This window comes from Celeribacter halophilus (genome assembly GCF_018860305.1).
Classification (GTDB): domain Bacteria; phylum Pseudomonadota; class Alphaproteobacteria; order Rhodobacterales; family Rhodobacteraceae; genus Celeribacter; species Celeribacter halophilus_A.
Map to the genome: position 1 here is coordinate 281,131 of NZ_JAHKPE010000013.1, position 12,595 is coordinate 293,725.

Genomic DNA, 12,595 nt, shown 5'->3' on the forward strand with positions numbered 1-12,595 from the left:
GGCTTTCTATACACATAAAAGCGAACACAATGCCCGACAGATCCGTTCTCCTCGATCACGTCTCTATTCGTTTCGGCAATTTCACCGCTGTCGACAATGCCAATCTCAAGATCAACTCCGGCGAGTTTTTCTCTTTCCTCGGCCCGTCAGGCTGCGGCAAGACCACGATGCTGCGCTGTATCTCCGGCTTTTCCGAGCCGACCGAGGGGCGCGTGTTGATTGGTGGCAAGGATATGGCGGGTGTGGGGCCGAACAAACGCCCGACCGCTCTGATCTTTCAGCATCTGGCGCTGTTCCCGTTGATGACGGTGGCCGAAAACATCGCCTTTCCGCTGGAGGTGCGCGGCGCGTCGAAGAAAGAGCGTCGCAAGAAGGCCGACGAGTTGCTCGACATGATTGCTCTGCCGGGGATCGGGGACAAAAAGGTTTCCGAATTGTCAGGCGGCCAGAAACAACGTGTGGCCATTGCGCGCGCGCTGGCGGTGGAGCCGGATATTCTTCTGCTGGACGAACCTCTGTCCGCGCTCGACCTCAAACTGCGCCAGCACATGCGCACGGAGTTGCGTGCGATCCAGAAACAGGTGGGCGTGACCTTTATCTATATCACCCACGATCAGGGCGAGGCTCTGACCATGTCCGACCGTGTGGCGGTGATGAGCCGCGGCGTGATCGAACAGGTGGGAGAACCTGATCTCATCTACAACCGCCCGCGCTCGGCTTTCGTGGCTTCGTTTGTCGGGGAAAACAATGGTTTGCAAGGTATCATCAAGGGCCAGTCGGGCGAGGTGGCCGCGCTTGAGACCCCGATGGGAACCTTTGAGGCCCGTGTGGGCGGCGGGCGCAAATACAAGCCGGGGGAGGAGGCGATCCTCTTTGTGCGTCCTGAGCAGTTGACGCCCGGTGCCAGCACAAACCGGTTCGAGGCCACGCTCACGCGGCAGGAATTCGAAGGCGCGACCAACCATGTCTTTGCCCGAAGCGCGGGCACCGAGCTGCGCATTTCCATGGTCAACGCAGGGCTGGCGGGAAGTCCTTTGGCGCAGGGGGAAAACCTGTCTCTGGGCTTTGCGCCGATGAACGCCACCATCCTTCCGGTCGGACATATGGCGAGCGAAGCATGAAACAGTTGAAACTTGCCTATAGCACATTGATGGCGAAACACGGCATGGGGGCCGCGCTTTTCGTGGCCATTGCCGTGACGCTCTGGGTTGTGGTGTTCATCACATTGCCGCAGCTTTCAATGCTGGATTATTCCTTCCGCTTCAACCTTCCCGCCGACCAGATCGGCACAGAGGCGGACCATTATACGCTGGAGCAATATCGCGGTTTTTTCTTTAACGCGGACGGCTCGTTGAACAGTCTCGATCTGATGATCCTCGTGCGCACTCTTGTGGCCGCGGTTGTTGTGACCTTGATTGATGTCATCATCTGTTACCCCATCGCCTATATCCTTGCCCACGGGGCCAAGGGGGTGGCGGCGCGGCTTATGGTGATCGGTCTGATCATTCCCTACTGGATCAATGAAATCCTGCGTGCCTTTGCGTTTCGCGTGCTGTTCGGCGCGACGGGTGTGATCAATACGGTGGGGATGCAGATCGGGCTGTGGGATGCGCCAGTGGATTTTATCCGCGCCGATGTGGCGCTCTATTTCGGCCTGTCCTACGCCTATATCCTGTTGATGATCTTCCCCATATATAACGCCATCGAAGCGCTGGATCACACACAGGTCGAGGCCGCCCGCGATATGGGTGCCCCTTTGTGGCGGGTGCATTGGCGGGTGGTACTGCCGTTGGCCAAACCGGGCATCGTGTCGGGTGCGACCATGGTCTTTATGCTCACCGCAGGCGCACTGGCCGCGCCGCAAATTCTGGGTGGACCTTCGAGCCTCTGGTTCACGCAGTTGATATACCAGTGGTTCAATGAATCCTCGAACTGGCCCAGAGGCTCGGCCTATGCGGTGATGCTGTTGCTGACCTGTATCTCCTTTGTCCTGTTGACCATGCGTGTCTTCAAGGTCTCGGTCGGGGAGATTGGCAAATGACCCGCAACACGCTCTTTGGCGGGGCCTATGCCATCGCCTTTTTCACCTTTCTCTTCGGCCCTCTGGTGATCATGGTGATCACGGCCTTCAACTCCTCGCGGTTTCCGCGTGTGGTGCCGTGGGAATGTTTTACGACAGGCTGGTTCGGCGAGTTGCTGGGCAATGCGCGTTTGATGGACGGGCTGTTGAACTCGGTCATCATCGGGCTGGGCGTTGTAGCGCTGGCCGTGCCGATCGGGCTGGCGGGGGCGTTGGCGCTCTCGGAGCTTCCGGCCAAGCTGCGTGCCATGCTCTACACGGTGCTGATCCTGCCGATCCTGATCCCCGGCGTGGTTCTGGGGATTTCGACCATTGTGCTCTGGGGACAAATCTCGCGGGGGCTGGGGGCAGGGGCGATTTACAACGGGTTTTTCCTGACCATCGTCGGCCAGATCACCTTTGTCTCGGCCTATGCGATGCTCGTCTTTATCGCGCGGTTGCAGCGATTTGATGCGACACAGACCGAGGCGGCGCTGGATCTTGGGGCCACGCCGGGTCAGGCCTTTCGCAAGATCCTTTTGCCCTTCATGGCGCCGGCCATCGGCTCTGCCGCCTTTATCACGCTTCTGGCCTCTTTCGAGAATTACAACACCACGGTGTTCACGGTGCTTTCGGAGAGCACTTTTACCACGGCGCTGGCCTCCAAAGTGCGGCACGGCACGGACCCGTCCCTGTCCGCGCTGGCGGTGATCATCATCACCATCACGCTTGTGGGCGCTTTGACCAACGAAGCCTACCAGCGCCGCAAGGCCGCACAAGCGGGTGGCCCTTCGGCGCGCTCTCCACTTTATGCGAACCCGATCACGCGGGCGCTGACCCATCCGGGGGTGGTCTTTGCCATTCTCGTCGCGGTGATCGCAGGTCTGAGCTACGCCGGTTCGCGTCACGACAGTTCGGTGTGTGAAGCGGCGGTGCTGCAAGACAAGATGGCCCGCCAAGAGGCCCTGCGCGCAGCTCAACAGGAGAAGATTGAAGCCCAACAAGCGCAAGAAAACACCCTGCCGAAATCCAATTCGGCGTTTGGCGGTGCGTTCGGAGGCTTGGGCGGCTCCGCTCCCGCGCCGGAACCTGTGGCCCCGAAACCGGCAAGCCCGTCGGCCTTTGGCGGTGCATTTGGCGGGATCGCTCCACCGCAGAGTGACGACTAGGGGCGCGGCTCCTTAAGGTGTGATCATAGAAAAGGGGGCCGCGATTGGCCCCCTTTGTGTGTCGTGCTGTAGGGGAGTGATACCTAGGCTTGGAGTGTATTGTCGGCTTCGAGCCCAGACCTACCTAACGTTCTTCAGATCTACTCTATGCGTTCGATAAAACTTGAAGTTTCTCTCATGTTAGTCAAACGGTATTTTGAACCTTTGAAGCCTTCGTAAATAGCAAGATGTGCACCGTAGGATGAAGCAGATTTCCTGTTCCAGTAGTCTGCTGACCAAGCCTCTAGTTCTTTTAAATTTTCAGTTGATCCACGCTCCGTCTCTCTCGCAAACAGGTTCTTGCGGCTTTCGGACCATGGGATATCGGTCCAGATTAGGCACGTAACGCGATCAATGATTGGACTGATCAACCATCCATAGACACCTTCAATAATCCATTGTTCCTGTTGAGCCTTTTCTGATGTCTTCGCGATAGCGACCGGCACAGATTCCTTGCGGCTATAGTCCCCATCAACCCAATGTATTTGATCAAGGTCGACAACACTTGAAGAAAGCTTTTTGCCCAGACGTTTTGAAAGCCAGCTTTTTCCTGATGCAGTGTTACCGATGATAACTATTCTATCAAATTCGTTTGATTGGAAACATTGCATCCGAAACTCCTCAGACATTACAAATAACTCAGGCGAGCCAATGTTCATGTATTTCCGAATAGCTATAACCACGTTTCCGTGCAATGGCGGCTTTGTCCGCTGAGCAGACGTCAAGTACGCTCGGTTTCGATGTGCCGTTGCAGTCATAAGCAGTTTCGGTGACGACTGACCCATTAAGTGCAAGGGGCGGCCTTGATTGCCCCCTTTGATCAGTGGTCTTTGGCGCCCGATCAGTCGGGGATCGTGCGGTCGTAGCCTTCGACGGGAAGGTCGCGGAATTTTTTGAGCATTTCGATGAAGCCCGCGACCTGATGGGCACAGGTGGCGGCGCCTTTTTCGGCGGTGGCCAGATGCGCTTCGCCGACGGTGCCCTTGGGGTTGAGGTCTTTCGACACCCACGCCAGATTGACCGGCCCGATGGGCGAGATCGGCGCGGTTTCTGCGGTGGAGCGGAAATCCTCGGCCTTGGACATATCCACCAGATGCGGTTTGAAATGCAGCATGAGCGAGGTTTCGAAATCGCCGCCGTGGATGCCGAAGCGGTTTTCCTGTTCGGAATACATGCCCTCGGGTTTGCCGAAATTGCCCCATTGGCATTTGACGACCATCATGCCCGCCTGCACCCGCAATTCGCGGCCCAGAATGGAAATCAGATCAAGGTTGCCGCCGTGGGAATTGACGATCACCATTTTCTTGAGACCCGCACGCGCGACCGACAGCCCGATTTCGGTCCATGCGTCGAGCGCCGTTTTGGCCGTATAGGTCAGCGTGCCCTTGGCGTGGATATGTTCGTTGGACTTGCCCACGGATTGCACCGGAAGGATCAGGATGTTCACATCATCGGGGCAGGTATTGCGCAGATGCGCGAGCATGCCTTCGTTGATATATTGATCCACCCCGACCGGCAGATGCGGCCCGTGTTGTTCCACGGCGGCCGTGGGCAGGATCACGATGGTTTTCTCGGGGTCGAAACCGGCAAATTCCGTGGTGCGGAACTCTGCCCAATCAAAACGTCTCATTGAACTTCCTTCGGTGTATAGGTCGCATCCAGTCGCGACCGCAGATAGTCGGCCCCCGTGATGGCGGGGTATTTGGCCTCTCCTGTGCCCGGCAGTGCGGTGATGACGCTGTCGGGGTTCGGGTCGAGGAAAAAGGCGATCGAGCGGCGCGCGGTTTTCGGCGGCAGGACCCGATGCGGGGTTGAAACGTAAATGTCATTGGACCAGCGCATCAGGCAGTCCCCTATATTGACCACAAAGGCACCTTCAACATGGGGCACATTGATCCAGTCGCCGCCTCTAGGTTTGACTTGCAACCCGCCGACGCCGTCGGTCATCAGCAGGGTGACAGAGCCGTAATCCGTATGCGCGCCTGCTCCTATGCCTTCGCCGTCTGGGGCCGCCGGATAGGACAGCACGCGCAGGGTTGCCATGGGTTCGGAAAAATGCGGCGCGAAATAGCCTTCCGGCAGGTCCAGATCCATCTCGAAAGCGCGGTGCAGCCCGATGCCGAGCGTCAGAATCGCGTCATAATAGCGGAGCATGGTGTCGCGAAACCCGTCGATCTCGGGCCAGATATTGACGCCGCGAAAGGGTTCGTCCTTCAGAACGCGCGGATCATCGGCGGGTAGGTCGAAGCCGACGTTGAATGCCTCCTTGCGGTCCATCTGGCCGGAGGTTTCATCCAGAGCTTCGGAGCCCTGACAGGCCCAGCCGCGATTGTGCGGGTTGTTGCGGATGTCGAGCGCGGCTTTCTCCGCCTGCGGGCGGGCAAAGAAGGCGTCGCCCTTGGCAAAGACATCATGGATCAAGGTCTCTGGAATACCGTGGCCTTTGACAAGGAAAAAACCGGTGTCGCGACAGACCGCGCCGAGGTCTTTGACGAAACCTGCCACATCGGAACCGGAGGCAAAGCGTTGCCAGTCAAGCACGGGAATATCCATATCAACCTTCCTTGGGCGTGGGGGCGGCAATGAGCTTGTCGAGCCGCTTTTGCACACGCTTCAGATGTCTGGCGCGGCTTTGCGCTGTGGAACTGTCCATCAGGAAATGCGCGGCAAAGGCGGTTTTGCAGCGTTTGGCGAGGATCACCCGCAGCCCGCGCAGCAAGGTCCGCTTGCCCGGTGCGCCGACGAAAAAGGTGAGCCAGCGGGACGCGCCGCAGGTGGTGAAAACGCCAAGCTTTGTGATGTGGGTCAGACCCGGTTTGATGTCGCCGCCGACCTCTTCGGGCATGATGAAGGACACGCCGGGCACCATCGTGCGGTCCAGCCAGCCCTTGAGCATTGCGGGCAAGCCATACCACCATGTGGGATAGACGAAAATCAGGCTGTCGCACCATTCGATGTCCTGACAGTCCCGCTCCACAAGGGCGCGGTTGTCGGGCACGGTTTCGTATATCTCGTGGTCATGGGCCGAGAGCACCGGATCGAAATCTTCGGCGTAGAGATCCCGCAGGCGGTAGTCGACACCGGCACGTTCAAGCCGCGCGATCACAAGTTCCTTGATGGCGTGGTTGAACGAGGTCTCGCGCGGGTGGCAGTAGAGGACGAGCGCGCGTTTCATGACAGCGCGCCCTCCGCGCAGAACAGGCGAACAGGCATCACATGGCCTCCATTTCGCGACGCACACGTTCCAGATGGGTCTTGAGTTTCGGCTCCGTGTTCCGGTTCATGTCATAGCAGGCGATGTATTTCTTCTTCGGCATCCCGCAGGCATACCAGACCGCCCGCGTGACGCATTTGCGTGGCGGATCGGCATTCTGGATCGCACGCCAGCGGGTGCCGCCATAGGTGGCGCAGGCGTAGAGCTTTTTGATGTTGGTCAGGCCGGGACGCACCTTGCCGTCGATGAGTTTGAACGACACACCGGGTAGGAAGACGCGGTCCAGAAACCCCTTGAGGATCGCCGGATAGCCGAAATTCCACACCGGAAACACCATGACAATGGCATCGGCGGCCTGAATGCGCTCGACATAGGGGCGCACGGGTTCGATATTCTCCGGCTCGTCGTGATAGCCCCTACGTTCGATCTCGGTGAGCACCGGAAAGAAGCCCTCGCGGTTGAGGTCGCAATCATCAACCTCCCAACCGGATTTGGCGAGGGTCTCCACGACCACCTCATGCACCGCAGCGTTGAAGCTTTCGGGGCAGGGATGGGCGTAGAGCACAAGCACGCGGCCCTTAGGCGCGGTGGAGGTCGAGGCAGAACTCATTCCACACCTTCGCTTTCCGGTGCCGGTTTCGGCAGGATTTTGGCGTAACTATACATATCCGCATAATCGAAATCCGGTTCGTCCCAAGAGATCATCTTGCCGGGGTTGAGCAGGCCCTTCGGGTCGGCTTCGCGTTTGAAGTCAAGCTGGCGCTGGTCGGTCGATTGCCGTCCGCCTTCTTCCAGCGTGTAGCGGTGCGGGTTGAAGATCATGCAGTCCATCGCCTCGTGTTTGGCGACCAGATCGTCGAGTTCGGCTTTGTCCTTCGGGAAGACAATGGGCAGACCGGCAAAGGAAATTCCCGCGCCTTCGCGCATGACTTCGAGATGCATGTAGAGATCGTCCTTGAAGGTCTCGTAGGCACTCATGATCTTTTCGATGTCATCGCCGTAACGGACCTGAAGATAGGTCAGGTCTTTTTGGAACTTCAACGCCCGCAACGTGGTGTGGTTCCAGCCGTATTCATAGACCGGACCAGGGTGACGTTCCCATTCGAGATTGTCCGAACGGTAGATCACTTCGCCGCCCTCGTAGCGGTTGAGCAGCGTCTGGAAGGCGGCCATGGATTGCGGGGCCACCATAACGCCGCAGAGGTGATCCTGATCCGTCACATATTTCTTCACGCGCTGGAAATATTTATGCGCGATCGGGGCGGCGTAGACCGAGGCCAGCTTGATCAGGATGCCCGGCTCTGCGGTCAGTTGTCCGGCAAATTCTGTCGCCTTGCGGAAGGTGTCGAAACGCACGAACATTTCGACCCATTCATAGGCGGGGGCCAGCGGCATTTCGATTTCGGTGATGATACCATTGGTGCCATAGGCATGGGAGACGCGGTGCAATTCCTCGCCGGTGAATTCGAGCGCGCGGGGTTCGGCTTCCATCGTGATCACGCGCAGCCGGTCGATATTGCCCAGATCACGCAGTGCGCCCCAGTTGGCCGACCCGACCCCGCCGGAACCGCCCGCGATGAACCCGCCCAGCGAGGCTTGTGAATAGGTCGAGGGGAACATGCGCAGTTCCTGCCCGCTCTTCTCTTTGAGTTCGGCATCCATCTCCTTGATGATGATACCGGGTTCGGCGACGACATAGCCCGCGCCGATCTCCTTGATCTTGTTCATGCCGGTGAGGTGCATGACGCAGCCGCCCGCAAGCGGGATGGCCTGTCCGTAATTGCCTGTGCCGCCCCCGCGACAGGTCACCGGCACGTCATGTTTGTAGCAGGTTTTGAGAACCTCGATGACTTCGGCCTCGGATTTCGGATTGACCACGAAATCGGCTTCCAGATGGTCCATCTCGGCCTTGAGAACCGGCGAATACCAAAAGAAGTCCCGTGATTTGTTGCGCACGGTGGCGGGGTTTTCGTCCATCTCCAGATGGGAGAGTTCGGCCTTGGCGGCGGCGACATTGGGTTTCATGATTTCATGCTCACGATTTCATCAAGTTCACTATAGGAGGGCAGGGTGCGATCGATGGGATCTCCGTCCCGAAGCACCACCCTGTCGGATTGCGGACGGGCGAACAGCTCGCTCCAGCCGCGTGCGTTGCAGATGACCAGATCGGCAGGCGCGCCATCGGTCAGTGTCGGTGTGTCAAAGCCGCAGGCCCGTGCCGGATTGGCGAGAAAGGCCTGCACCCAAGGCACATCGGTGTGGTCGAGGTGACAGATCCGTGTGGCTTCGCGCATCACTTCGATCATATCGAGATCGCCATAGGCGTAGAACGGGTCGCGGGTGTTGTCGGAGGCGAAAGAGACATTCACGCCCGCCGCCTGTAGTTCATGCGCCATTGTGACCCCGCGCCAGCGCGGTGTGCGGCCCTTGTAGCGGTCTTGCAGATACATATTGCACATGGGCAGGGAGACGACATTGAGACCGGCCTTGGCGACCAGCGCGATGATCTCGTCAGCGGTCTCTTCGGGCATGACCGAGATCGAACAGCAATGGCCCACGGTGACGGTGTTCTTGAAGCCAAGTTCCAGCACGGTCTCGGCAATGGTACGCAAGGTGTCGGAGGTTGGATCATCGGTCTCGTCCACATGGAAATCGACATCGAGATCATAGGCCATGGCGAAATGGAAGAAATCCAGAAGCCGCTCTTTCAGGTCTGGCACCGGATAGGTCACGGCACCAAGCACCTGTCCGGCCTCGGCCACGATCTTGGCAATCGCGGCAAAGTCACCTTCCTCTCGGAAAATCCGGTCAATGGCGACCAGACAGGAGGCCTGAATCTCGATCTTTCCGGCCCATTTCTCCTGCATCTCTTTGACAACGCCAAATGAGGAGGCCGCGAGATCATCGAGACTGTCGATATGGGTGCGGATCGCCTTGGTGCCGTGGGCATAGGCGCAGCGTAGGGCAAAATCCATCCGCGCTTTCACATCCTCGGCCGACCAGTTGGCATGATCGGCGCGCACGGTTTCCAGTGCTCCCATAAAGGAGCCGTCTGGGTTCGCCGCACGAGGCCAGATGTGGCCCTTGTCGAGATGCGTGTGCATATCGACGAAGGCCGGAAACACCATAGCGCCTTTCATGTCGATCTTTGGCGTGGAGATTGCAGTTTCGGCTGAAGCACCAGCGTCCGTTTGTACAATCGTGCCGTTTTTGATCGTGAGATCGGTGGTGATGAGGTCGCCGGGCTGACCGATAAGGCAGGCCGGGACCGTGACATTTTGAAGTGTCTTCGCGCCGCTGGGCAGAACGCAAAAGCTCATATAAGTCCTTATGACTCCCGTTTGATCGCACTTTCGTGCCATTTGTGCAGCAAGAGATGGCTCAGAAGAGACGCTGCGGTGAAGATCACGACGCCTGTGGCCGCAATCAGGAGGAGGGCGGCGAACATGCGTGGAATGTTGAGACGGTATCCGGCCTCCAAGATGCGGAATGCAAGCCCTGATCCGATGCCACCGGTGCCGGCGACATATTCGGCCACCACGGCCCCGATCAGCGATAGGCCACCGGCAATGCGCAGGCCGCCCAGAAAATAGGGCAGCGCGGTCGGCAGTTGCAGGTAGCGCAGCCGCTGCCAGCGCGTCGCACCGTAGATTTTATAGAGATCGCGCAGGTTGTGGTCGGTGGAGTTCAGCCCCAACGTGGTGTTCGACAGGATCGGAAAAAAGGCCACAATCCACGCACAGAGCAACAGCCCCGCCAAACGGTTGTCCACATAGATAAAGATCAAAGGTGCGATGGAGACCACCGGCGTCACCTGCAAAATCACTGCGAACGGGTAGAACGACATCTCGAAATAGCGCGACTGGGTGAACAGGATCGCAAGCCCCACACCGCCGATGACGGCCACCGCAAGCGCGGCCAGTGTGATCTTGAGCGTCACAACCAGCGCGGAGGACAGCATCGCCCAGTCCTTGATGAGCGTTTCGATCACAAGCCCCGGACCGGGCAGGATGTAATGCGGGATTTCATTCCAGACCACGACGCGGTCCCACATGAAAATTGCAAAGGAGATCACAATGACAGGCAAAACCCATTTGGCGATCTTCTCGCGTTTCTGGGCGCGGGCGTAGCGCAGCTCTTCTTCATCAACGAGCGGGGCGGTGTTCATATCAGTGCTGCTCATGCCGAGGCCCTTTCCCCATGTTCATTCATCGCGCCATGAAGCGCATCGGAGGCTTTGCGGCACAGATCGGCATAGTTTGCCGAGGTGCGGAATTCTTCGGTGCGCGGGTAGGGCGCATCGACGGTCACTTCCGAGGACACACGCCCCGGACGGGCCGCCATGACCACGATCCGGTCAGAAAGAAAGACGCTTTCAAAGACCGAGTGCGTCACGAAGATCACTGTGCATTTGAGCTTGTCGCGCAGTTCCAGAAGATCGTTGTTGAGCTTATGGCGCGTGATCTCGTCCAGTGCTGCGAAAGGTTCGTCCATCAGGATCAGCCGCGGCTCCGTCACCAGCGCACGCGCAATCGAGACCCGCATTTTCATGCCGCCGGAGAGTTCGCGCGGATAGCTCTTCTGGAATTTTTCCAGCCCGACCATCTTGAGCGCCCAGAGGATTTCGTCGCGCACATCGGCAAGAGATTTGCCACGCAGACGGAACGGCAGCCAGACATTCTGTTCAACCGTAGCCCAAGGCATCAGGGTCGGTTCCTGAAACACGACCCCCAGATCGCCCGTGTCCTGCCCGCCTTCCCAGTTGATATGTCCTGAAGTCGGGCGCATGAGGCCGGAGATCAGCCGCAAAGCCGTGGATTTGCCACAGCCCGACGGGCCCAGAAGCGAAATGAAATCGCCTTGGTTCACGGTCAGGTTCATATCCTTGAGGGCCACGACATTGCCGTTGAAAACCTTGTCCACAGAGGACATGTCCAACAGTTTTTCACGTTGGCCCATGGGCGGGATGGAGGTGGGGAGGGTCATGTGCGTCTTTCGAATTCGGGGGATGCGGGGGCAAGGTCTCGCCCCCGCGACAGTGTCATGAGACCGGATTTATTTCAGGTCCATGCCGACTTTCTGGTTGGTGAATTCGAGCGTGTAGGCGGCGGAGTAATCCAGCCCGTCCTCGATCACACCGGCGTCGACCATCTTTTTGTAGAAATCCGTGATCTTCTCGTCGCTCATTGCCCCGATGCCCAGTTCAAGCGCATCACCGCTGTCGACGATCCCTTCGGATTTCATCTTTTCAACGGCATAGTCGAGCTTGTCCTGCGTCATGTCGGGGTTGTCCGTCATGATCATCTCGTTGGCCGCCGAATTGTCGTTGTAGAGGTAGTTATACCAGCCGATTGCGGAGCCATCGACGAAGCATTTCACTACCTCGGGGCTTTCGTCGATTGTCTTTTGCATGGTCTCGATCGTGGTCGCATAGGTCGAGTAGCCTGCATCCGCGATCAGGAACACATCGGGCGTGAATCCGCCTTCAGTCTCGATCACGTAGGGTTCGGAGGACAGAAAGCCCTGCATCGCGAAATCCTCATTGGCGAGGAAGGGCGCGGGGTTGAATGTGTAGGGCTGGCGTTGCTCGGCGGTGAAGCCGTAATCCGCGATCATCCACTGGTAATAGGAGGCAAAGCCGTTGTCCCCGATCAGAAGCGTCAGGTCCTTGAGGTCTTCAAAGCTCTCTGCCTTGCCCGGATGGGCGATGATCACCTGCGGGTGTTTCTGGAATGTGGCAGCCACAGCCACAACAGGGATGCCTTCTTTGGCGGCGTTGAATGCCTGCAAAAGATCGCCGCCCATGTGGAACTGGATCTTGTTGGCCAGCAACAGCGCGCGGTTGTTCACCTGCGGGCCGCCGGGCTGGATCGTGACGTCAAGGCCACATGCGGCATAGGTGCCATCGGCCACGGCCTGATAGTAGCCGCCGTGCTCGGCTTGAGCGAGCCAGTTGGTGCCGAAAGTGACCGGCGTAAGGTCCGCAGCCAGCGCTGCGGTCGATGTGGTCGCGGCAAGGGCAAGCCCCGCGAGGACGCGATTCAAAGTCATGTAAACTCTCCGTGGGTGAAATTCCGCAGATCACGTTAGCCAACGCTGTGAGCGGTTAGCAGT

13 protein-coding genes are annotated in these 12,595 nt (G+C 58.4%); 3 read left to right on the forward strand and 10 right to left on the reverse strand.

The window, feature by feature from the left end; all coding sequences use genetic code 11:
- Nucleotides 1–29: 29 nt before the first annotated feature.
- From KO492_RS02965 to KO492_RS02975, 3 genes are read left to right on the forward strand one after another with little or no spacing between them, the layout of a single operon-like run.
- Nucleotides 30–1,121 carry an ABC transporter ATP-binding protein gene (locus KO492_RS02965; protein WP_216043601.1) on the forward strand — a complete coding sequence of 364 codons (1,092 nt, stop codon included), beginning with the start codon at nt 30–32 and terminating at the stop codon, nt 1,119–1,121.
- Nucleotides 1,118–2,041 (forward strand): ABC transporter permease, encoded by a 924-nt coding sequence (locus KO492_RS02970; protein ID WP_216043602.1) that lies wholly within the window; start codon nt 1,118–1,120, stop codon nt 2,039–2,041. The genes KO492_RS02965 and KO492_RS02970 overlap by 4 nt, the downstream gene beginning before the upstream one ends.
- The gene (locus KO492_RS02975) at nt 2,038–3,228 is read left to right on the forward strand and encodes an ABC transporter permease (RefSeq protein WP_216043603.1); all 1,191 of its coding nucleotides are present in this window, start codon (nt 2,038–2,040) and stop codon (nt 3,226–3,228) included. Before KO492_RS02970 ends, KO492_RS02975 begins: the two co-directional genes overlap by 4 nt.
- Nucleotides 3,229–3,368: 140 nt before the next feature.
- Here KO492_RS02975 and KO492_RS02980 read toward each other — a convergent pair whose 3' ends face one another.
- From KO492_RS02980 to KO492_RS03025, 10 genes are all read right to left on the reverse strand, one after another.
- The gene (locus KO492_RS02980; protein ID WP_216043604.1) at nt 3,369–3,878 is read right to left on the reverse strand and encodes a hypothetical protein; all 510 of its coding nucleotides are present in this window, start codon (nt 3,876–3,878) and stop codon (nt 3,369–3,371) included.
- Nucleotides 3,879–4,108: 230 nt separating this feature from the next.
- Nucleotides 4,109–4,897, reverse strand: coding sequence for a creatininase family protein (locus KO492_RS02985; RefSeq protein WP_216043605.1), 789 nt, complete (start codon nt 4,895–4,897; stop codon nt 4,109–4,111).
- Complete coding sequence (locus KO492_RS02990) at nt 4,894–5,820, reverse strand: isopenicillin N synthase family dioxygenase (RefSeq protein ID WP_216043606.1); 927 nt, start codon at nt 5,818–5,820, stop codon at nt 4,894–4,896. The genes KO492_RS02985 and KO492_RS02990 overlap by 4 nt, the downstream gene beginning before the upstream one ends.
- A 1-nt stretch (nt 5,821) precedes the next feature.
- Entirely contained in the window at nt 5,822–6,442 is a 621-nt protein-coding gene (locus tag KO492_RS02995; protein WP_216043607.1) for an NAD(P)H-dependent oxidoreductase, read from the reverse strand.
- Between the two features lie 37 nt (nt 6,443–6,479).
- The gene (locus KO492_RS03000) at nt 6,480–7,091 is read right to left on the reverse strand and encodes an NAD(P)H-dependent oxidoreductase (RefSeq protein ID WP_216043608.1); all 612 of its coding nucleotides are present in this window, start codon (nt 7,089–7,091) and stop codon (nt 6,480–6,482) included.
- Nucleotides 7,088–8,506 (reverse strand): FAD-binding oxidoreductase, encoded by a 1,419-nt coding sequence (locus KO492_RS03005; protein ID WP_216043609.1) that lies wholly within the window; start codon nt 8,504–8,506, stop codon nt 7,088–7,090. The genes KO492_RS03000 and KO492_RS03005 overlap by 4 nt, the downstream gene beginning before the upstream one ends.
- Nucleotides 8,503–9,801, reverse strand: a complete 1,299-nt coding sequence (locus KO492_RS03010; protein WP_216043610.1) for a cytosine deaminase — start codon at nt 9,799–9,801, stop codon at nt 8,503–8,505. Before KO492_RS03010 ends, KO492_RS03005 begins: the two co-directional genes overlap by 4 nt.
- Before the next feature lie 8 nt (nt 9,802–9,809).
- Nucleotides 9,810–10,664, reverse strand: a complete 855-nt coding sequence (locus KO492_RS03015) for an ABC transporter permease (RefSeq protein ID WP_216043611.1) — start codon at nt 10,662–10,664, stop codon at nt 9,810–9,812.
- Nucleotides 10,661–11,440 carry an ABC transporter ATP-binding protein gene (locus tag KO492_RS03020; RefSeq protein WP_216043713.1) on the reverse strand — a complete coding sequence of 260 codons (780 nt, stop codon included), beginning with the start codon at nt 11,438–11,440 and terminating at the stop codon, nt 10,661–10,663. Before KO492_RS03020 ends, KO492_RS03015 begins: the two co-directional genes overlap by 4 nt.
- A gap of 96 nt (nt 11,441–11,536) precedes the next feature.
- Nucleotides 11,537–12,532 carry an ABC transporter substrate-binding protein gene (locus KO492_RS03025; RefSeq protein WP_216043612.1) on the reverse strand — a complete coding sequence of 332 codons (996 nt, stop codon included), beginning with the start codon at nt 12,530–12,532 and terminating at the stop codon, nt 11,537–11,539.
- Nucleotides 12,533–12,595 lie beyond the last annotated feature (63 nt).

Coding starts and splice junctions, on each gene's coding strand:
- KO492_RS02965 (WP_216043601.1), top strand. CDS start 30: ATGCCCGACAGATCCGTTCTCCTCGATCACGTCTCTATTCGTTTCGGC.
- KO492_RS02970 (WP_216043602.1), top strand. CDS start 1,118: ATGAAACAGTTGAAACTTGCCTATAGCACATTGATGGCGAAACACGGC.
- KO492_RS02975 (WP_216043603.1), top strand. CDS start 2,038: ATGACCCGCAACACGCTCTTTGGCGGGGCCTATGCCATCGCCTTTTTC.
- KO492_RS02980 (WP_216043604.1), bottom strand. CDS start 3,878: ATGCAATGTTTCCAATCAAACGAATTTGATAGAATAGTTATCATCGGT.
- KO492_RS02985 (WP_216043605.1), bottom strand. CDS start 4,897: ATGAGACGTTTTGATTGGGCAGAGTTCCGCACCACGGAATTTGCCGGT.
- KO492_RS02990 (WP_216043606.1), bottom strand. CDS start 5,820: ATGGATATTCCCGTGCTTGACTGGCAACGCTTTGCCTCCGGTTCCGAT.
- KO492_RS02995 (WP_216043607.1), bottom strand. CDS start 6,442: ATGAAACGCGCGCTCGTCCTCTACTGCCACCCGCGCGAGACCTCGTTC.
- KO492_RS03000 (WP_216043608.1), bottom strand. CDS start 7,091: ATGAGTTCTGCCTCGACCTCCACCGCGCCTAAGGGCCGCGTGCTTGTG.
- KO492_RS03005 (WP_216043609.1), bottom strand. CDS start 8,506: ATGAAACCCAATGTCGCCGCCGCCAAGGCCGAACTCTCCCATCTGGAG.
- KO492_RS03010 (WP_216043610.1), bottom strand. CDS start 9,801: ATGAGCTTTTGCGTTCTGCCCAGCGGCGCGAAGACACTTCAAAATGTC.
- KO492_RS03015 (WP_216043611.1), bottom strand. CDS start 10,664: ATGAGCAGCACTGATATGAACACCGCCCCGCTCGTTGATGAAGAAGAG.
- KO492_RS03020 (WP_216043713.1), bottom strand. CDS start 11,440: ATGGGCCAACGTGAAAAACTGTTGGACATGTCCTCTGTGGACAAGGTT.
- KO492_RS03025 (WP_216043612.1), bottom strand. CDS start 12,532: ATGACTTTGAATCGCGTCCTCGCGGGGCTTGCCCTTGCCGCGACCACA.